Source organism: Burkholderia aenigmatica (assembly GCF_048627025.1).
Lineage (GTDB): Bacteria > Pseudomonadota > Gammaproteobacteria > Burkholderiales > Burkholderiaceae > Burkholderia > Burkholderia aenigmatica.
This window is the reverse complement of record NZ_CP184470.1, coordinates 616,519-633,585: the sequence shown is the minus strand read 5'-3', so window position 1 is coordinate 633,585 and position 17,067 is coordinate 616,519. Positions and strand designations below refer to the sequence as shown.

General features: G+C 67.5%; 22 protein-coding genes. 9 read left to right on the top strand and 13 right to left on the bottom strand.

Going from position 1 to position 17,067, the window contains the following annotated elements; all coding sequences use genetic code 11:
- Positions 1-11: 11 nt before the first annotated feature.
- The 3 genes from ACN8ZM_RS35235 to ACN8ZM_RS35225 form a co-directional block, all read right to left on the bottom strand.
- Positions 12-350: a hypothetical protein gene (locus tag ACN8ZM_RS35235; RefSeq protein ID WP_420212715.1), complete on the bottom strand. Its 339-nt coding sequence runs from the start codon at positions 348-350 to the stop codon at positions 12-14.
- Positions 351-494: 144 nt separating this feature from the next.
- The gene (locus ACN8ZM_RS35230) at positions 495-716 is read right to left on the bottom strand and encodes a hypothetical protein (RefSeq protein WP_021158205.1); all 222 of its coding nucleotides are present in this window, start codon (positions 714-716) and stop codon (positions 495-497) included.
- 63 nt (positions 717-779) lie between these two features.
- Positions 780-1,043 carry an HPr family phosphocarrier protein gene (locus ACN8ZM_RS35225; protein ID WP_043187851.1) on the bottom strand — a complete coding sequence of 88 codons (264 nt, stop codon included), beginning with the start codon at positions 1,041-1,043 and terminating at the stop codon, positions 780-782.
- A 362-nt stretch (positions 1,044-1,405) separates the two neighbouring features.
- Between ACN8ZM_RS35225 and ACN8ZM_RS35220 the strand changes: the two genes are divergently transcribed.
- Positions 1,406-1,750 carry a zinc ribbon domain-containing protein YjdM gene (locus ACN8ZM_RS35220; RefSeq protein ID WP_021158207.1) on the top strand — a complete coding sequence of 115 codons (345 nt, stop codon included), beginning with the start codon at positions 1,406-1,408 and terminating at the stop codon, positions 1,748-1,750.
- Positions 1,751-1,793: 43 nt separating this feature from the next.
- Positions 1,794-2,630: a spermidine synthase gene (locus ACN8ZM_RS35215; RefSeq protein WP_205823882.1), complete on the top strand. Its 837-nt coding sequence runs from the start codon at positions 1,794-1,796 to the stop codon at positions 2,628-2,630.
- 33 nt (positions 2,631-2,663) lie between these two features.
- On the opposite strand, the gene ACN8ZM_RS35210 is transcribed toward ACN8ZM_RS35215, so the two are convergent.
- Positions 2,664-2,849 carry a ribbon-helix-helix protein, CopG family gene (locus tag ACN8ZM_RS35210; protein WP_021158209.1) on the bottom strand — a complete coding sequence of 62 codons (186 nt, stop codon included), beginning with the start codon at positions 2,847-2,849 and terminating at the stop codon, positions 2,664-2,666.
- An 87-nt stretch (positions 2,850-2,936) separates the two neighbouring features.
- Positions 2,937-3,695, bottom strand: a complete 759-nt coding sequence (locus ACN8ZM_RS35205; RefSeq protein WP_420213315.1) for a YoaK family protein — start codon at positions 3,693-3,695, stop codon at positions 2,937-2,939.
- 251 nt (positions 3,696-3,946) lie between these two features.
- Between ACN8ZM_RS35205 and ACN8ZM_RS35200 the strand changes: the two genes are divergently transcribed.
- Positions 3,947-4,297, top strand: a complete 351-nt coding sequence (locus tag ACN8ZM_RS35200; RefSeq protein ID WP_043187942.1) for a hypothetical protein — start codon at positions 3,947-3,949, stop codon at positions 4,295-4,297.
- Complete coding sequence (locus ACN8ZM_RS35195) at positions 4,294-4,506, top strand: twin transmembrane helix small protein (protein ID WP_006489184.1); 213 nt, start codon at positions 4,294-4,296, stop codon at positions 4,504-4,506. Before ACN8ZM_RS35200 ends, ACN8ZM_RS35195 begins: the two co-directional genes overlap by 4 nt.
- Before the next feature lie 308 nt (positions 4,507-4,814).
- Here ACN8ZM_RS35195 and gcvA read toward each other — a convergent pair whose 3' ends face one another.
- Positions 4,815-5,705 carry a transcriptional regulator GcvA gene (gene gcvA / locus ACN8ZM_RS35190; RefSeq protein ID WP_043187839.1) on the bottom strand — a complete coding sequence of 297 codons (891 nt, stop codon included), beginning with the start codon at positions 5,703-5,705 and terminating at the stop codon, positions 4,815-4,817.
- A gap of 129 nt (positions 5,706-5,834) precedes the next feature.
- On the opposite strand from gcvA, the gene ACN8ZM_RS35185 reads away from it, so the two are divergent.
- From ACN8ZM_RS35185 to ACN8ZM_RS35175, 3 genes are read left to right on the top strand one after another with little or no spacing between them, the layout of a single operon-like run.
- On the top strand, positions 5,835-7,232 hold the full coding sequence (locus ACN8ZM_RS35185; RefSeq protein ID WP_205823880.1) for an MFS transporter: 1,398 nt from the start codon (positions 5,835-5,837) through the stop codon (positions 7,230-7,232).
- The gene (locus ACN8ZM_RS35180) at positions 7,229-7,852 is read left to right on the top strand and encodes a glutathione S-transferase family protein (RefSeq protein ID WP_420212714.1); all 624 of its coding nucleotides are present in this window, start codon (positions 7,229-7,231) and stop codon (positions 7,850-7,852) included. Before ACN8ZM_RS35185 ends, ACN8ZM_RS35180 begins: the two co-directional genes overlap by 4 nt.
- On the top strand, positions 7,849-8,079 hold the full coding sequence (locus ACN8ZM_RS35175; protein WP_420212713.1) for a hypothetical protein: 231 nt from the start codon (positions 7,849-7,851) through the stop codon (positions 8,077-8,079). Before ACN8ZM_RS35180 ends, ACN8ZM_RS35175 begins: the two co-directional genes overlap by 4 nt.
- Positions 8,080-8,517: 438 nt before the next feature.
- Here the strand turns inward: ACN8ZM_RS35175 and ACN8ZM_RS35170 are convergent, their stop codons facing one another.
- Positions 8,518-9,213 (bottom strand): hypothetical protein, encoded by a 696-nt coding sequence (locus ACN8ZM_RS35170; RefSeq protein WP_420212712.1) that lies wholly within the window; start codon positions 9,211-9,213, stop codon positions 8,518-8,520.
- Positions 9,210-9,875: an RNA polymerase sigma factor gene (locus ACN8ZM_RS35165; protein ID WP_155292038.1), complete on the bottom strand. Its 666-nt coding sequence runs from the start codon at positions 9,873-9,875 to the stop codon at positions 9,210-9,212. The genes ACN8ZM_RS35170 and ACN8ZM_RS35165 overlap by 4 nt, the downstream gene beginning before the upstream one ends.
- Positions 9,876-10,135: 260 nt before the next feature.
- Here ACN8ZM_RS35165 and ACN8ZM_RS35160 point away from each other — a divergent pair, with 260 nt between their 5' ends.
- On the top strand, positions 10,136-11,071 hold the full coding sequence (locus ACN8ZM_RS35160) for a hypothetical protein (protein ID WP_420212711.1): 936 nt from the start codon (positions 10,136-10,138) through the stop codon (positions 11,069-11,071).
- Between the two features lie 114 nt (positions 11,072-11,185).
- Complete coding sequence (locus tag ACN8ZM_RS35155) at positions 11,186-11,938, top strand: hypothetical protein (protein WP_155292036.1); 753 nt, start codon at positions 11,186-11,188, stop codon at positions 11,936-11,938.
- Positions 11,939-11,975: 37 nt separating this feature from the next.
- Here ACN8ZM_RS35155 and ACN8ZM_RS35150 read toward each other — a convergent pair whose 3' ends face one another.
- The 5 genes from ACN8ZM_RS35150 to ACN8ZM_RS35130 are packed head-to-tail and all read right to left on the bottom strand — an operon-like array spanning position 11,976 to position 17,066.
- Positions 11,976-13,598: a SulP family inorganic anion transporter gene (locus ACN8ZM_RS35150; protein ID WP_420212710.1), complete on the bottom strand. Its 1,623-nt coding sequence runs from the start codon at positions 13,596-13,598 to the stop codon at positions 11,976-11,978.
- Positions 13,599-13,610: 12 nt separating this feature from the next.
- Positions 13,611-14,042 (bottom strand): hypothetical protein, encoded by a 432-nt coding sequence (locus tag ACN8ZM_RS35145; protein ID WP_420212709.1) that lies wholly within the window; start codon positions 14,040-14,042, stop codon positions 13,611-13,613.
- Positions 14,039-15,493 (bottom strand): caspase family protein, encoded by a 1,455-nt coding sequence (locus ACN8ZM_RS35140; protein WP_420212708.1) that lies wholly within the window; start codon positions 15,491-15,493, stop codon positions 14,039-14,041. Before ACN8ZM_RS35140 ends, ACN8ZM_RS35145 begins: the two co-directional genes overlap by 4 nt.
- Positions 15,487-16,614, bottom strand: a complete 1,128-nt coding sequence (locus tag ACN8ZM_RS35135; RefSeq protein ID WP_155292035.1) for a hypothetical protein — start codon at positions 16,612-16,614, stop codon at positions 15,487-15,489. The genes ACN8ZM_RS35140 and ACN8ZM_RS35135 overlap by 7 nt, the downstream gene beginning before the upstream one ends.
- A 32-nt stretch (positions 16,615-16,646) precedes the next feature.
- Positions 16,647-17,066 carry a hypothetical protein gene (locus ACN8ZM_RS35130; RefSeq protein WP_143331220.1) on the bottom strand — a complete coding sequence of 140 codons (420 nt, stop codon included), beginning with the start codon at positions 17,064-17,066 and terminating at the stop codon, positions 16,647-16,649.
- Position 17,067 lies beyond the last annotated feature (1 nt).

The window sequence follows — 17,067 nt, the reverse complement described above, 5'->3', positions numbered from 1 at the left end:
CGGCCAGGCCGTCAGCACGTCGATGCCGCGCTGGTTGTGCCCCGTCCGCGCACCCGCTGGCAGATCGGGCGGCGATGTTCCTCGACGAGCAGCGGCGTGCGATCGACGACAGGCGACGGCGGCACTCTGCGAGCGGGCATGTCCATTTCGGCAAGACAGGGAGCCGGCATGATAGCAAAACCCTTGCCCGGGCGGGCGCCGCGCCGAGCGGCCGGGATTGACTCCGCCGCATTGGCGGCCGCCGCGAACAGGAAGGGGGCGGTGTCGCCGGCGACCTTGCGGACTTGCGCATTGACGCCGGCGGTTGCGCCGTTGGCGGATTTGATGGCGAAGACGGCGATGCGGCGCATGACTGGCTTCCTGACCCGAACGCTGCCTGATGCCTGTTCGTTCGAGGGGGCGCCATTTCAGAAGCGCAGCACGATCCTCATGAGGCGCGCATTCGCCAATACGATGCTCAAAAGGATCGAGCTGATTCGCCCCGCTGGGGCGATCTACTTCCGGCTTTTCAGGAAGGTCCGCCCTTCGGCCGTGATCGACGCGCCGGAGCGGCCATGGGCGGAATGGCTGACGAAGCCTGCGCTGACGAGCTCACGCGCGATCGACCAGCCGAGCGCCGGCGCATCGCGCCCATAGCGGACGTCGGCGAGGCGTTCGAGCGCCCAGATGGCGGAGGCCGACAGGTTCGGGGTGTTTGACGTGAAGTTGTCGCTCATCGCTTCCTCGTGAGGTGGGGATTCGGGGTGGGCGGGATGCCATGACATCGGATGGCGCGCGAATCAGCGCGCCTGCAACACGGGCAGCAGCGCCTGCAGTGCCGCCTCCTCGTCGGGGCCGGTGGCCAGCACTTGCGCGGACGTGCCGCCGTGCACCTGCAGCGCCGCGACGGCGGCGCTGTCTTTCGCGTCGCTGCTGATCCCGTTCGCGATCAGCAGGATGTCGCTTGCGAAGCCGCGCGCCGCGTCGACGGCTGCTTCTCGTGCGGCGTAGCCGCGGTTGCGGTTCCACGCGGGGCCGATTTCAACGTACACAACGGTTGCCACGATGTCGGAAAGCCTCTGGACGGGACGTCGGAATCGGTGTGCGGCGCCGGGCCGGCAGTGCGCCAGGCGCGCGTGAAACGCGCTGCCCCGCACGACTCGGGGCGGCCGGCAGCGCAGCCGGGGTATGTCATCCTGCTTGGATGTGCCGGCATTCTCGGTGAAACGGGCCGCAAGTCCGGCGAACGGCCCGAAAGCGGGAATTATAATACAGCGGCCAAGATATGTGTATTGCATTATAATGCCGTGTGCGCTGACGGCGGCCCGCCGATCCGTCGGCGCGTGCCTCCCGGCCATTCGGGCGACGCTGCCAGCGCGCCCGGCATTTTTATCGACGACCCAACTCCTCCCGAATGGAAGCTGCAATGAACGCCGCCCCCGCCTGCCCGCAATGCGCGATGGAAAACACTTACCCGGACGGCACGCTGACCGTATGCGCGGACTGCGGCCATGAATGGTCGGCCGGTGCCGGCGCCGAAACGGGCGACGAACCGGCGGGCGACGTCGTCAAGGACGCGAACGGCAACGTGCTGTCGGATGGCGATTCCGTCGTGCTGATCAAGGACTTGCGCGTGAAGGGCTCTTCGATCACGCTGAAGATGGGTACCAAGGTCAAGAGCATCCGCCTGGTCGGCGGCGATCACGAGGTCGACTGCAAGACCGACATGGGCGGCTTCATGCTGAAGGCCTGCTACCTGAAGAAAGTCTGAGCGCGCACGTCCCGATCGACCGTTTGCAACCCACTACCCGTGTATGGCCGAGGAACGAATTTCCTACGACGCGTTCGTCAGATTCCTGGCGACGCCGCTGAACGACGGCCGGCCATTCGTGCTGGAGACGCAGCACGCGCTTTCGCTGCACTTCGACCATTTCGGCACGCAGAGCTTCATGTCGCTCCGGGATCCGGGGCGGCTTGAGCTCGGCTATACGCGTGTGATGATGGGCTTTCTGCTGTTGCAACCCGAGCCCGCGCACATCTGCATGCTCGGGCTCGGCGGCGGTTCGCTGGCGAAGTACTGCTACCGGCACCTGCCCGGCGCGGCGATCGACGCGGTCGAGATCAACCCGGACGTGATCGCGCTGCGCGACACATTCAGGATTCCTGCTGATGACAACCGATTCAAGGTGGTGTGCGCCGACGGCGCCGATCATCTGGAGCGGGCGGATATCAGGACGGACGTGATCCTGCACGACGCGTTTGTCGCCGACGGCCTGCGGGGCCGGTGTACGGGCGCCGCATTCCTCGCGGCATGCCGCGAGCGCCTGAGCGAAACCGGCGTGCTGGCGATCAACTTCATGGACGACGATCCGGCGTTGCCGCAGCATCTCGAGCACCTGCGATCGGTGTTCGGTGCGTCGTATACGCTGGTGCCGTGCGGCGACGACAACAACTTCATCGCGTTTGCGTGGAAGGGCGGCAACCGGTTGCCGTCGTTGCGCATCCTGCTCGAACGCGCACTGGCGTGTGCGCAGGCCGGCGAGCTCAAGCTGGCGGCCACGGCGCGGCGCATGAAAGCCGGGGAAGGCATCGAGCCTCGGCGGCTGGTGCAGCGCGCGCAGCCGCACGAGCGATGGGAGATCGGCGCGTAACCGGCGCCGCGGGCGTGGCCGGTGCAGCCGCGCTTACTTCACGCGCTTGCCGAGCGCGCTCTTGGTCTTGTACGTCACGCCGTGGCGGTCGAGATACTCGCGGATCAGTTGCCGCACGACCTGCGAAGGCGTGAGATCCTGCTCGGCGCAGAGCATCTCGAAGGCTTCCTTCTTTGCGGGGTCGATCAGGACGGTCAGGCGGGCAGTTTTCGTTTCCATTGCGGGGCGAGGGTGGTCGGTATGTTAATCAAATTATAATCGATCCGCCTTCGGCGCCACCGCCGAAAGCGCTCTCCTGGTGCGCGATCAGCGCTTGCTGCGGAGCAGCGCGAGCAGGTCGTCGATCACCGGCACGATCGCGAGCGTGACGAGCACCGCGGCGAGCGGCACGGTCGAGACGTAGCCGACATGCTTGAAGCCGATCGCGCCAGCCAGGCCGCCGATGAAGAACGACGTGAGCATCGTCGCGTGAATCCGCAGTTTCGAGCGGTTGGCGATGACCGCATGCGCGTCGACGTCGACCGCCGTCCGGTTCCAGTAGAACAGCTTCCCGAGCTCGATGCCGAGGTCGGTCACGATGCCGGTCATGTGCGTCGTGCGGATTTCCGCACCCGACAGCTTCGTGATCGTCGCGTTCTGCAGCCCCATGATGAAACACAGCAGCGTCACGGTTACCGGCACGAAGAAGGTTTCCCACAGCGCGAGGTGGCTGCCGAGCAGCCCGAACAGGAGCAGCAGCGCGGCCTCGACCAGCAGCGGCAGCACGAACTGGCTGTGCAGGCCGCGGCGGCGGCCCCAGTTGACGAGGATCGCCGAGCAACTGGCGCCGACCAGGAACGACCCCAGCGAGCTGATGCCTGCCAGCGCGAGCCGCACGTCGCCGAGTGCCGTCTGGTCGGCGATCGCCGACACGATGCCGCTCATGTGTGACGTGTATTGCTTGACCGCGAGGAAGCCGCCGGCATTGGCCGCGCCGGCGACGAACGCCAGCGAAAACCCGAGCTGACGGTTCGCGGTCGCGCTGCGGTGTTTTCCCGTCAGGTTTCGAAAGTACTGCGCTGGCATAAGGGCTTCGCTCAATCGCCGCGGATCGCGGGCACGGACGTGAAGACCGGCGCCGGACGGCAGGGCGGGCACGCCGCCTGCGCATGGGCGCCGGTTCTCTCGAATTATGTGACGAAAATGATAATGACATTATCATACTCTGTTAGCCGCATAGGGCTTTCAGTACAATGTCATGCGGCGCGGCCTGACGGCGGCTTCGCTGTCGCATGGCCGCGCCGCCCGCATTCGCGATCACTTCTGCCCACCGCTTCATGACCCCGATCAAGTTCATTCTTCGCTACACGGCGATCCCGTTCACGGCCATCGTGGCCGTGGTGATCTGGACTGTCATACCATCGTCGAAAGAGATCGATGCGAGACAATATGCAGCGCTGTCGCGCGCGTACGCGAGTTTCCCGCTGCCGTTCCGGCGCGAGATCTCGGAAACGATGGACCACGGCCGGATCAACGACCGGCGCTACCAGGCGCTCGTGCGTGATTCGCTGGGCAATGGCGTCGCGCTGGACTGGCCGGCGTCGGGTGTTGGCGACCTCGCCGACGAGCGGCAAAAACTGGCCGAACTGATACAGGCCGATTCCGATCTTCAAGGGCATCACCAATGAAAACTCTGCTGGTTTCCGTGGCATTCGCGATGATCATCGCGAGCCTGATCTTCGCGCTGTATTTCATGAATCACGATCGCGGCAAGTCCAAGCGGATGGCCTGGTCGCTCGCGGCCCGCGTCGGGCTGTCGGTCACGCTGTTCCTGTCGCTGCTGATCGCTTACAAGCTGGGCTGGATCGAGCCGACGGGGCTGCCGATCGGGCGCTGAAAGACGAACGCCCCGTGGCATGCGGGGCGTTTGCAAAAACGCGGGTTTGGATCTTCAACAGAGCTATTGTGATAAGAATACTTATCCTGATGGAGCGATTTGCTGCTCGAGTTCAGGAATAGCGCAACGTGTGATCGGGACTGGAGGCGCCGCAACGGCGCCGCGCGAAAGCCGACATCGCTCTTCGCGACGCTGCGCGGTGCAAATCAATGCCCGGCAGATAACTTGGCCATGGCCGGATCCGGCGACGATAGGGCAGTTCGCCGGTGCGGCGACGACAAGGAAGAACCGATAACGAAGGACGTTGTTCAGGCAGATGCTTGCGCTTCTTCCTCGATCCAATCCGCGAACGCCTTGACTTCCGGACGCTGCATGGCACCCGGCAGCGTGACCAGGTAATAGGCGAAACGTGCCGGCCAGGGCTTGTCCAGCACCTGCACCAAACGTCCGGCGGCGATTTCCTCGCGTGCGTATTCCTGCGGCACCAGGGCCAGTCCTTGACCCGCCTCGGCCGCCCGGATCAGCAGGTAGTCGTCCTCGAACGCCGTGCCGCGCTCCGCCCGTGGATCATCGGTCACGCCGTGCGCGGCGAACCACAGCGGCCAGTCAGCCCGGTCGCAATCGTGCAGAAGCGGGTAGTTCAGGCAGTCTCCGGGTTCTTTGACGGCATGACGGTCTGCCACCAGCCCGGGGCAGGCCACCGGCACCAACACCGGAGCCATCAGGCGAGTGACTTCCAGGCCAGGGTAGTTTCCCAGCCCATGCCGCAGCGCCACATCCACCCGGTCGCGGCGCATGTCCGTCAGCGCCGAAGTCGCCTCGACCCGCACTTCGATCTGCGGATGCCGCTCGTTGAAGCGCCCCAGGCGCGGCACGAGCCACGATGCGGCAAAGGTCGCGACGGTACTGACTGTCAGGGTGTGGCGGCCTTTGATCGCTTCCAGCCTGTCGACGGCCTTGTCGATTTGCGCAAAGGCTTCGAGCAACGACGGATGCACGCTGGCCCCGGCTTCGGTCAGACGCAAACCCTGCCGCTCCCGAGTGAACAGCACCATCCCAAGCCGGTCTTCCAGCAAGCGGATCTGCTGACTGACCGCGCCGGATGTGACGTGCAACGCTTCGGCAGCCGCCTTGATGCTGCCGCGCTGGCCGACTTCAACAAAGGTGCGCAGCGCTTGCAAAGGGAGTGATGCAGCCATTCGATTTAGGTTCTCTAAAGACTAAAAGCAAAAATGATCGCTTCTGATTTCTCATAGCGACGGCCATGATGGCACAAGTCCATGGACGCTGCGCTGCTTTAGTAAACCTATATTGACTGGACGACAACCATGACCCATCCGCATTGGCGGCTATGCCTGATCCTGCTTTGCACGACGCAGTTCGTTGCGTTGCTCGACTTTTCCATCACCATGATCCCGCTGCCTCAAATCCAGCAAAGCCTGGGTTTCACGCCCGGCGGGTTGCAATGGGTCATCAATGCGTATGGCGTAGCCATCGCGGGCTTTCTGCTGCTGGGCGGCCGCGCTGCCGATATGTTTGGCCGGCGACGGGTGTTTCTGATCGGGCTGACGCTCTTTACCGCGGGTTCGCTGCTGGGCGGCTTTGCACAAAGCCCGGCGCTGCTGATTACCACCCGCGCCATGCAGGGCTTGGGTGCCGCGATGTTTTCGCCTGCGGCCTTCTCGTTGCTGCTGGCGGTCTTTCTCGACCCTCGGCAACGAAACCGGGCGCTGGGCGCGTGGACGGCGGTGGCCGCTAGCGGGTTCGTCGCGGGCCTGATCCTGGGCGGCATCATCACGGACGTGCTGGGATGGCGCTGGGTGTTGTGGATCAACGTGCCGGTCGGTGTGCTGGTCATCGCGTTGTCGGGCGTCCTGCCGCTCGGCAAGCCGGATGCACACACTGCGTCCGGCCGCCTGGATGTATGGGGCGCGGTGCTGGTCGCCAGCGGCGCGGCAACCTTGGTCTTCGCTTTTGCCAATAGCGAGCACGTCGGCCTGGCATCCCCTGCGACCTTCGGGCTGATTCTGCTGGCGCTGGGCCTGCTGGCCGGCTTCGTGCAGGTGGAAAGCAAGGTCGCATCTCCGTTGATGCCGTTGCCGATTTTCTGGCGGCGCTCGACGGGCGGGGCGAATCTCGTCTCCTTGCTGGCGAATACGGCGTTGGGACCGACGTTCGTGGTGGTCGCGCTCTACATGCAGGAGGTCCTGGGTTTCACCGCAACACAGACCGGGCTGGGCCTGCTTCCGATGGCAACCGCTTTCACGCTCTCCAGCGCGTGGGTCGGGCCCGTCCTGATCGCAAGAATGGGCACCAAGCCCGTCATCCTTGGCGGGATGGTGCTGTTCATCGGTGGTCTTGCCTTGCTGGGCACGTCATTGTCGGCGGATGCCTCGTGGAGCGCGTCCATTCTGCCTGGCACCTTGCTGGCCGGCATCGGCTATGGCGTCGCCTTTCCTGCGTGGACAGTCGCCGGTATCGAAGGCATCGATGCTGCCGATCATGGCTTGGCGGGCGGTATGCTCACCACCACCCAGGAAATCGGCTCGGCAGTCGGGCTTGCGGTCGGTGTTGCCGTGAGCATTGCCGTCCTCGCCAGTGGCGGCAGCGCGGCCCAGGGGTTCAGCTATGCCATCCTCGTTTCCGCCTGCATGGTTCTGGTCGGCCTGGTCTGCGCGGCAGCCATCCTTCCGGGGCAAGCCACCCGTCTGGGCGTGACGCGATGATCGACCTTTACACCGACAGCTCACCCAATGGCTTCAAGGCAACGATCGCCCTGGAAGAACTGGCGCTGCCTTACCGCCTGCATCATGTCCGCATCGAGGCAGGCGAGCACCAGCAGCCGGAGTTCCTGGCCCTGAACCCGCATGGCCGCATTCCGGTCATCACCGACGATGACACCGGAATCACGCTGTTCGAGTCGGCCGCCATCCTGCTTTACCTGGCCGAGAAGACCGGCCGGCTGCTGCCGCAGGAGCCGGCGGCACGCTGGGAGGCGATCAAGTGGCTGCAATTCCACTCGTCCAGCGTCGGCCCGATCATCGGGCAGCGGGTGCACTTCGAACTGTTCGCCGAGGAAAAGATACCCGCCGCCATCGAGCGTTACCGCCGCCTGACGGAAGGGGTGTTCGCCGTGCTCGACAGTCATCTGTCCCGGCACCCGTATCTGGCCGGGGACGACTATTCCATCGCCGACATTGCGCATTTCGGCTGGACGCACATCGCCCGCATCATCGGCTTCGATTTCAGCCGGCACCGGCACATGAGCGTCTGGCATGAGCGTGTGGCGCAGCGGCCCGCCGTGCGCAAGGGCATCACGCTGCCCGAACCGGCAACGGGCGCATGAAGGAGGCTGACACGATGCGCTCCGCCACGATCCCGACCATCAAGGGCGCGTCGTTGTCAGCGTTCCAGGCGCATCCCGGTTACCGGCGCTTGCTCGCGCCACAGCGTCCGGCCGTTGGCGTTTTCCTGCCGGCGCGCTTCCATGAAGGCGACATGTGCGCGCTGGCCGGAAAGGCGGAATGGGTGGAATTTGGCTTTGCCGGGAGGGTGATAAAACCGCAGCCGTGATGCGCGGACACTGGCAGCGGCATGCTGCCAGCGAGATCTCCGCACGACGCAGATTGCTCGCGTGTTCAGGGGAGCTCGAGGTGTTGCGATCGATATCGGATGCAACTAAAGCCGACGCATTCAAGCTGGCGCAATGAGGCGAGGGGCTTGTTGAGCGCGATCACGCATCAGGCTGTCCAGCGTGGCGCTTGCAGAGCCGGACGCATGCGAATCACCGGCATTGCGCCATGTTGATCGACCCGGTCAGCACGAACATCATTGACCCGGTACGGCTTGCGCGTCTTCGCCGATCAATTCACTGACGCAGCGCGAGGCCCCGACTTTGCGTTCATTTGATTGGCGCGGAGACGCCGGTCATGGCCGCGTAATCGTCAGCGAATCCGCACGCCACCAGACCAACGACGCCAGCTTTCCCGCGCCCCGCGCCGAATCAACGCATTACTTTCCGCACCCCTGCGGTCGATCGATCTGTGCGGCAAGTCGTGCGGCTTCGCTGCTTCCCAGCAGCGCCGCGCGCGCGTCCGCATCGGTGGACGCGATACGGTAGCGGCCGGAGCCGTCCGGGCCTGCAACGATGCTGCTGCCGTAGAGCGTCAGCCACTGGCGAATCGCCTGTTCGGTGACGCCGTCCCGGAAAGTGACCCACACGTCGGTGCACTGGCCCGTCGCCCCCCGCACGACAGCGTCCGGCACCGTGTCCGGCTCGGTGCCACGCATCAGTTGCACGATCGCGACCGCCTGTACGACGACGAGCGCGGTCAAGGCCGGCTGCATGACGAGCGAGTGTTCGCGCATCCAGTCCTGCACGCGCGCCAACCAGGATTGGCGACGCTCGGGTTGCGGCGCGCTGCGCGGGGCGTCGGCCGCCGTGCGCGCATGCGCGGTGTCGCGGGCGCCGAGCGCGGCCTGAAGCCGCGCGAACGCGGCATCGTTCGTCGCCGCGGTGCGCGCTTCCTGCGCGATGTCGGCGGCGGCTTCCAGTACGGCGAGCGTGTCCCGGAGCGCCGCATCGTGCGCGAGCCGCTCGACGAACCGTGCATGTTCGTCCGGCGTGAGTTCGCCCCGCACGTAGGCCAGGGCGAGGTCGCGATCCGGGTCGTCCGGATCGGTGGTGTGGCGCGGTGCGTTGCTCATGCCGTTTCTCCCGTCTGGTCCTGCACGCAGGCAATCACGCGAGCCTTTGCTTCGGAAATGCGACGTCGTACCGACACGGGCGAACCGGCCTTCGTCATCTGCTGAATCTCGACATCCTTGTGTCCGCCCAGCGCGAGCATGAACGTCTCGCGCGCCGTCTCCGTCAGTTTCGACAGGCAGCGTTCGACCGCGGCGCGCGTGCGCGCAAGTATCGCGGCGGCTTCGGGGCTCGGCGCCAGTTCACCGAGGTCGGACAGCAGCGCGTCGAGCGCGTGCTCGTTTTCCAGCCACTGCTCGAGCGACGTCAGCCGGACCGATTCGACGCCGAGCTTGCGCAGGCGGGTAATCAGCTGCTTGGTGGCCGCGCCGGTCACGTAGCCCGCGACGCGTGCATCGAACGTCGCGTCGTCCATCCGTGCGGCATCGTCGAGCGAGAACGCGCTCGTCGGCTCGAACAGCGAGAGCAGCGCCGACTGCAGCGCGTCCTCGATGTCGGCGTCGCGACTCCACGGATAGAGGCGGCGGGCCTGACGCGCAAATCGGTTGTTCACCTGCCGGAAGAATGCGGCGAAGCGCCCTTTGTCACGTTGCAGCCGCTCAAGGGCGACGACGGTCGTGGATCGCGCGTCGCGGTCGTCGGAGGGAAGGAATCGTGGCGTCATCGAAGACATCTTGGGTCGCTTGGAATGGGGACGGCAGCCGCGACGCGTAGGGTGGCCGGCGCCGCCGGAATTATATATGCGGGTGCGAATTCTGCACGGCATGAAAAATCGGGCGAACAAATCGGCGCGGCACGCGAATAGAACGACAAGACGCGAGCAAAGTCCGCCGTCGGCCGCGAGCCGGCGCGGTGATGGCGAGTGTCGATATCGCGGCTCACGCTGCCGCGAACTGCCCCTTCGAACGAGAGAACTGCCAAGCCATGAACGCGACCCATACCTGCACCCAATGCCACTCGAGCATGCCGGAGCGCGTGCCTTTCTGCCCGCGTTGCGGAAGCCGCACCGACGCCGCGGCGCCCACCGCCGCACCGGGTTCGCCCGCGAGCACCCGGACGCGCGGCCGCGTGCTGCGCGACACCGTCGCTGGCGACGGCCTGCTGGTCGCGCTCGGACGCCAGTACGCGTTTTCGCTTGAAACGCACTGGAAGAGCGACGTGGCGCCGACGGTCAACATGGCGGTCGACGTCGATCTCGACGGTAGCGGTGCCGTCACCGCGGTGCGCGCGGTCTCCGGCGCGACCGTCGGACAGGAGCGGATGCGCGACGCGGTCGACGGCGTGCGTGAGGTCTCGGGCCGCGCGCTCGGCGAAGCGGCGGCGATCGGCTTGCCGCTTGCTGCCCGCGTCGTGTCGGCGGTCGGATACGCGAATCTCGGCGCGATCGCGCTGTTGCTGATCGGCTGGTTCTCGCTGAATGCGATCGCGATCCAGGTGACGGCGTCGACGGCGAGCGGGCTCACGTTCTACGACCTGCTGCGCGCACTGCACTCGATGAACAACTTCTATGCGCTCGAGGGCGTCAGCCAGATGAGCGCAGGGTGGTACGGCTTCGCCTGCTACCTGACGCTCGCACTGTGCATCGCCCCGTTCCTGTTCCGCCGCAAATCGCTGTGGCTCGGCCTTGCCGCGCCGCTCGCATGGATGGTCGCGGTCTACGCGGGCATCTACTGGAAGATCTCGTCCGCCGTGAGCGAGATCGGCGGCGCGGCCGGGATGACCGGCCTGTCGGCGGACTTCGCGCGCGAAATGGCCGCGGAAGTGTCGAAGGCCATCTCGTTCGGCGCGGGCTTCTACGTCGCCGGCGCGGCCGCGCTCTATCTCGCCCTCAAGGGCGTCAAGCAATACCTGTCGGCCTGAGCGGCCGACGCGCAGGCCCGGCGCGCACGCCGGGCGATGCGCCGCATCTCGCGATGGTCCCGGAACCGGGCTCGCGCACGTTTTCTCATCCACACACGACTGGAGTCCCTCACCATGAAGAAGATGTCTACTGCCGCTACGACCTTGTTGATCGCGCTGTGTGCGTCGGGCCTCGGCGCCTGCAGCAAATCCGATGACGCACCGAAGGCGCCGGACGCCGCCGCCCGGCCCGTGGTGGATCTGGCCGGGCTGGCTTCGCCGGACAAGCAGCAGCAGATCGCGGACCGCGCGCTGCCGCAAGGCGACGCCGCGCGGGCGCTCGCCGACTATCGCGGGATCGACAGCGGCAACGACGTGATGTTCCTGTACTACGGCATCTCGAAGCTGCCCGTCGATTACGACAAGGCCGCGCAGTATTACTCGCGCGACTACCAGAACACGTCGGACGGCTTCAAGAAGCAGGACATGCTGAACACGTTGAAGCCGCGCATCGACGCATCGGTCGCGGCGGCGCAGAACAGCCGTTATGTCGTCCTGACGACGCCGAACGCGACGCTCGACTCGTACGACTTCACGAAGAAGGGTTTTCAGCTGACCAACGTCGCGCAACCGGGCTCGTTCCAGTACTTCTTCGACAACGCGAACTACAAGATCGCGTACACGAACGGGCCGGACTTCAATTTCGTGAAAGTGACCGACGAAGCGCAGGCGCGTTCGATCGAGGATCTGCGCAGCCACTACAAGCCGATTACCGCGCGCGTCTACGCGTATGCGCAGGATGTCGACCCGGCGAACAATCAGGTGAAGCTGCAGATGCTGCATGTGCAGCTGCTCGACGGTGGCGGTCACGTGCTCGCGGCGATGTGACGACCCGGCTCGCCGGTCGCGCAGGCAGGCGGGACGCTCATCCCCGCGTGACCGAGAAGGTCGCGAGCGCGGCCCGCAGGTCGGTCTGCCGCGCGGCCAGCACGAAACGCAGCGACACGCCGCGTGCAGCAAGCAGGTCGCCGAGTTGGCGCAGCGACCTGCACGCGGACGCGTCGAAGCGTCGTACACCGCACAGGTCGATATCGACGGCCTGGATCGCCGTACCCGGCGCGAGCTGCGCGAGCACCGGCTCCACCATCTTGCGATCGACGAAGCAGCCGATCAATGCGCCGGTCGCGCGCACGGTCATGCCGTCCGGTTGCACGTCGCAGGCGATGGCGAAGCGCCGGGGCGCGCGCAGCAGGCTGAGGAGCGCGACCACGCAGCCGACCGCGAAGCCTTTGCCCGGCTGTCCCGTGATCGCGGTCACTGCGGTCACCGCCGCGAACGTCCACACGGCGGCGGCCACCACCTCCGCGGGCCCGCGCCCGGACAGGCAGTGGCCGACGATCTGGCGCGACCAGTCGTCGATCATGTCGAGCGCCATCGCAATCATCACGGCGGCCGCCGCCAGCTTGGGCAGCAGCGCGAGCAGCGACGTGCCGGCGACGACCAGCGCGAGCAGCATCGCCGCGTGCAGCACGGCCACCCCGCGTGTCCGTCCACCGGCGTTCCACGCGAGCTTGGAGCGGGTCAGCGAGCCGACGATCGGCAGCAGGCCGGCCGCCGCCGCGACGAGGTTCGCGACGCCGTGCGCGGCGAGATCGCGGTTGGGCCGCGCCCGCTGGCGGCTGTCCGCTTCGACGTTGCCGGCCGCGATCAGCGTGTCGAGCGCGGCCAGGACCCCGATCATCGCGCCGTACAACACGAGCATCGCGAGCAAGCCCGCGTCGAGGCGTGCGAACACCGACGGCCATTGCAGCAGGCCGGGCCGACCGAGCAGGCCGGGATCGAAACCGACCGTGCCGAACGTGCGGCACGCGAGCGGCGCCGCGTCGAGCGCATCGAAGCCGTAGAACGCCGCGGTGCCGGCGAGCAGCGCCGCGAACAGCGACAACCCCTTCGGCCAGCGCACGCGCGGCGCGAACGTCGCCCACAGGAAATGCGCGCCGACGCCGCTGGCCACGACGACGACCGTCGGCCACCAGTCGAGCGCGCAGCGGGTGACCGCGTGTGCCTGGTCGGCGATGGCCAGTATTGCCGAACCGAACAGCAGGCCGGACAGCGCCGATGCCGGCAGCATGCGCACGAGCATGCCGCCGCGCAGCGCGGCCAGGCAGAGCTGCGTGACACCGGCGCACGCGAGCGCAAGCGACGCGCACCCCAACGCGCCGAACAGGCCGAGCGATGCGATCGACGGCGTGTTGAGCAGCGTGCCGACGAGTTGCGACATCAGTACGGTCGCGGCGATCCGCGGCCCGGAAATCAGCGGCTGGGTGCCGCCGCCGAAGGCGACGACGAGCAGACCGACGATCGCGGTCGCAAGGCCGATCGCGGCGCCGAGCGCGGCGGCCTGCGCGCCATGCGCGGCCGCAAGCGCCTGGACGCCGAGGCCGATGTACTCGGCGGCGGACGACGCGGTCAGCAGCAGCGCCGGCACGAAATCGGAACGCAGCGCCGACGCGGCGCCGGTTGCGCGGGGGCGGGCGGTGTGGGCCATCGTTGCGCGGCCCTAGCGACAGGCGGCCGACAGGCCGAGATCCGCGACGATCGGCGCATCGCGCAGCGCCTGCAACGTGGCGGCACGCGCGTCACCCGGCGCCACGCGCACTTCGTACGCGCCGTTTTCGTCCGGACCGTACACGATCGTCGCACCGTACTGCACGAGCAGCAGCGTAATGTCCCGCTCGGTCGCCGTGCGGCGGAACGTGACGGCGGCATCCGCACACACGGCGCCCGCCGCTCCGCGCGTCGCGCCGGCCTGCGGCGCGCGCTGGGCGCGCAGATCGGCGCCGACCTGGGCGACGCCGAGCAGCAGCCCGGCCTCGAGGAGCAGGAGCATGAGGACGAACGCGCTGCGCGACCCGAGCCATTCGGCGGCTGCCGCGAAGGCGGCGGGCGCGCGGGAACGGTCGCGCGGGATGGAGCGGGTCGGATCGGTCATCGGGAGGCGCTCGCCGGCGTCGTGGAGAAGTCGTAGTCGCGGCCGTAGATGCGGCGGTATTTGGCCAGGTACATGCCGAGGTTGCCGTCGCCCGTCACCGCGAGGAGTTGCAGCAGCCGCGGCAGGCTTTCCGCGAAGCCGTGGTCGACCGCCGCCCGGAACTCCCGGATGACTGCGGCGCTGTCCGCGGGCGAGGCGACGGTCAGCATCCGCACGCCGGCCCGCATCGCTTCGGCCATCGGATAGTTGCGGTCGGCGGCCGCGTTCATGTACATCAGCCCTTCGCCGACCCGGATCTGCGCTTCCTGCGGCGGCGTGCCGTTCGGCACGGCGACGAGCGCCATCGCCAGCGCGGTCATCGCGAACAGGTCGCCGTTGCGGGCGTCGCGCCGCACCTGCGCGACGACGGTCGGATTGACCGCCATCTGGATCACCAGCGCCTGCAACCGCAGCGTTTCGGCGCGCCATTTGCGCGCGAGCGCGCGCTCATCGACGGCCATCGGATCGTTGTCGAGGAGCGGGGCGTCGAGCGGGGCATCGCCGGCGCCGGCTGCGTTGTCCGCGAGCGGCGCTTCGCCTGCCGGCGCACCACGACCGGGCTGCGTGAGCGGCGCGCGTTGGCGCACGCTCGCCTGCGCAGCGGGCGCCGCGGTGTCGGACAGCCGCAGCGTGCCGATCAGGCCGCTGTTGTACCACGGGCGCTGCGCGTCTTCGGTCGCGACGGCCACCGCCACTTGCGTGTTGCGCAGGATCGTCGTGATGTCGCCGGCGCTCGCCAGTTCCTGGCTGAGGTAATACGCGAACGGGCTGTGGTTGTGCCGGACCGAACCGAGCGCAAAGCTGTCGAGGGCGACGCCGCCAGGTTGCGTCGCAAACGCGACGAGGGTGCCATGCGGCGCCCGCACCGCCGTCATCGACGCGCCGGTCGCGCCGCGGGTCGCCGAGCTGCGGCACGCGTCGAGCAGGATCAGCAGCGCGCGCGGGTCGCCGCGGCTGACCGAACTCTGGATATAGCGCAGCGGCACCGCGTAGCGCTGCAGGTCGCCTTGCGACACCTGGCCGACGCCGACCGGCAGGTCGACCGGAATCAGGTAGTTTTCTCCGCCGGCTTCGAAGCCGTGCCCGGCGTAATAGACCAGCGCGATCGATGCGCCCGCCGCCCGCTGGCCGAAGGCATCGAGATCGGCGAGCAACTGCGCGCGCGACCGGTTCTGCTCGAGCGTGACCTGGAAGCCGATGCCGCGCAGCGCACGTGCGACGAGTTCGGCGTCGCCGGTCGGCGCTTCGAGCCGGTCGGTGCCGCGGTAGGTCGCGTTGCCGATCACGAGCGCGACGCGCGGCGCATCCGCGGCACGCGCCGGCGCGATGCCCGCCAGCACGACGAGCGCGAGCGCCGCCGCGACGTACCGCGCGGCGTCTCGCACGAAGCGCGCGACGACGGCGTTCAGCATCGCAGGTTGTTCGCGGCGCAGGTTTCACGTGCGAACGCGTTCCCCTGCGCGGCTGCCATCTGGAGCAACTGCGTGCCTTCGCCGCGATTGCGGTGGAACGGCCGCTGGCCCAGCAGCATCGCCCGTCCCGAGACGGCCATCGCCAGCGTATCGTTGTCGGCCGCGGCGCTGCTGATCAGGCGGTAGACGTCGGAATCGGTCGCAACGCACACATGCGAGTGGGCCGCGCACAGCGCCAGCGTCAGCATGGCCGGCGGGAACGGCAGATTGGCCGCGTCGCGCAGCATGCGCTGGCCGCTCGACCGGTCGACCGGCAGGCCGCCCAGCCCGAGTACGTTCGCCTGGCCGAGCGGCCATTCGAGATGCCGGTCGTGCGTTTCGCCATAACGCGTCTGCAGCGCGTCGACGGCCGCGGCCTGCTGACCGGCCACGCCCTGGTTGTTGAGCAGCAGCCAGCCTGCCCACGCGAAGCCCGTATCGTCGCCGATCCGCGCAAGCGCATGGAACTGCGCATATGCATCGACGTAGTTGCGCGCATACGCGGCACGCTGGGCGTTCGCGACGCTCATTGCCCCTTTCCACACGTAGGCCGGCGCCGGCAGCTTGTCGAAGCCGGCGCTTTTCGGCGTAAGCCCCGCCATCCAGGCCGGCGCGGCGCCCGTGCGCTGCGTCGCGCGGAACATTGCCGGCGCATTGCGTACGCCCAGCGCCAGGAACAGGATCACGATGACGCCTGCCACGATCGCGAGCGTGATCCGCCGGCCGCGCTGTTCCGCGAGGCGTCGCGACAGCATCTCGGCGACGGCGCCGTTACCTTGCGCGACGATCCCCGCGCGTTGCTGCTCCACCTGGGCAGACTTGATCAATGCGTTGGCGTCGCGCCAGCCGCCGTCGATCTGGTCGCGCCAGCTTTCGACGGCCGCATGCGGACTCCCGTCGGGTTGCGCCGCGTCGTCCGGCTTCAGGCCGAGCGTCGGCGCCGCCGTTTCCTGCCACCATTTGTCGACCCGCTGCCGCAGGTTCTGGACATCTGCCAGCCGGCCGAGCGCGTCGTTCGCGCCGGGCGGCAGCATGAAGGTCGAGCCGGGAGTGGGTTGGGTGTTTTGCGAATCCTGCGCCATGTCGATTCCCTGGTATTTCGTCGGATGTCGGTTCAGATGAGCTTGAGGCGGCCGAGGCAGGCGGCCGCGCGGGCGACCGCTTCGTCGCTCGCCGTCATCGATGCGTGAGCGGCATCGACGTGCTGGTTCGACAGTTCGCGCGCGTGCATCCATTTGCGCTCCGCGACGTCGAGGCGATATGCGTCGTCGGCGAGCCGGAAATGCGCCTGCTGCTGCTGGTCGAGCTTGTCGTGCACGTCGGCAAGCAACTGCTGCGCATGCGTGGCGCTTGCGTCGAGCTGCCAGAGCTGCGACACCGACGCGTCACGCTGGCTTTCGAGCGGGTCGAGATAGCGCGCGTAGGCGATGGCGCCGGCGTCGTCGCGCCAGCCGGCCGCCGCGGCGGCGGCCGTGTCGATCAGGTCGCGGCTCATCGCGACGTAGGTCCAGGCCTGTTCTTCGAGTGCCTTCATC

Bases quoted from the DNA above. Each gene is read 5' to 3' on its own strand.
- ACN8ZM_RS35235 (WP_420212715.1), bottom strand. From the start codon at position 350: ATGCGCCGCATCGCCGTCTTCGCCATCAAATCCGCCAACGGCGCAACC.
- ACN8ZM_RS35230 (WP_021158205.1), bottom strand. From the start codon at position 716: ATGAGCGACAACTTCACGTCAAACACCCCGAACCTGTCGGCCTCCGCC.
- ACN8ZM_RS35220 (WP_021158207.1), top strand. From the start codon at position 1,406: ATGAACGCCGCCCCCGCCTGCCCGCAATGCGCGATGGAAAACACTTAC.
- ACN8ZM_RS35215 (WP_205823882.1), top strand. From the start codon at position 1,794: ATGGCCGAGGAACGAATTTCCTACGACGCGTTCGTCAGATTCCTGGCG.
- ACN8ZM_RS35210 (WP_021158209.1), bottom strand. From the start codon at position 2,849: ATGGAAACGAAAACTGCCCGCCTGACCGTCCTGATCGACCCCGCAAAG.
- ACN8ZM_RS35205 (WP_420213315.1), bottom strand. From the start codon at position 3,695: ATGCCAGCGCAGTACTTTCGAAACCTGACGGGAAAACACCGCAGCGCG.
- ACN8ZM_RS35200 (WP_043187942.1), top strand. From the start codon at position 3,947: ATGACCCCGATCAAGTTCATTCTTCGCTACACGGCGATCCCGTTCACG.
- ACN8ZM_RS35195 (WP_006489184.1), top strand. From the start codon at position 4,294: ATGAAAACTCTGCTGGTTTCCGTGGCATTCGCGATGATCATCGCGAGC.
- gcvA (WP_043187839.1), bottom strand. From the start codon at position 5,705: ATGGCTGCATCACTCCCTTTGCAAGCGCTGCGCACCTTTGTTGAAGTC.
- ACN8ZM_RS35185 (WP_205823880.1), top strand. From the start codon at position 5,835: ATGACCCATCCGCATTGGCGGCTATGCCTGATCCTGCTTTGCACGACG.
- ACN8ZM_RS35180 (WP_420212714.1), top strand. From the start codon at position 7,229: ATGATCGACCTTTACACCGACAGCTCACCCAATGGCTTCAAGGCAACG.
- ACN8ZM_RS35175 (WP_420212713.1), top strand. From the start codon at position 7,849: ATGAAGGAGGCTGACACGATGCGCTCCGCCACGATCCCGACCATCAAG.
- ACN8ZM_RS35170 (WP_420212712.1), bottom strand. From the start codon at position 9,213: ATGAGCAACGCACCGCGCCACACCACCGATCCGGACGACCCGGATCGC.
- ACN8ZM_RS35165 (WP_155292038.1), bottom strand. From the start codon at position 9,875: ATGACGCCACGATTCCTTCCCTCCGACGACCGCGACGCGCGATCCACG.
- ACN8ZM_RS35160 (WP_420212711.1), top strand. From the start codon at position 10,136: ATGAACGCGACCCATACCTGCACCCAATGCCACTCGAGCATGCCGGAG.
- ACN8ZM_RS35155 (WP_155292036.1), top strand. From the start codon at position 11,186: ATGAAGAAGATGTCTACTGCCGCTACGACCTTGTTGATCGCGCTGTGT.
- ACN8ZM_RS35150 (WP_420212710.1), bottom strand. From the start codon at position 13,598: ATGGCCCACACCGCCCGCCCCCGCGCAACCGGCGCCGCGTCGGCGCTG.
- ACN8ZM_RS35145 (WP_420212709.1), bottom strand. From the start codon at position 14,042: ATGACCGATCCGACCCGCTCCATCCCGCGCGACCGTTCCCGCGCGCCC.
- ACN8ZM_RS35140 (WP_420212708.1), bottom strand. From the start codon at position 15,493: ATGCTGAACGCCGTCGTCGCGCGCTTCGTGCGAGACGCCGCGCGGTAC.
- ACN8ZM_RS35135 (WP_155292035.1), bottom strand. From the start codon at position 16,614: ATGGCGCAGGATTCGCAAAACACCCAACCCACTCCCGGCTCGACCTTC.
- ACN8ZM_RS35130 (WP_143331220.1), bottom strand. From the start codon at position 17,066: ATGAAGGCACTCGAAGAACAGGCCTGGACCTACGTCGCGATGAGCCGC.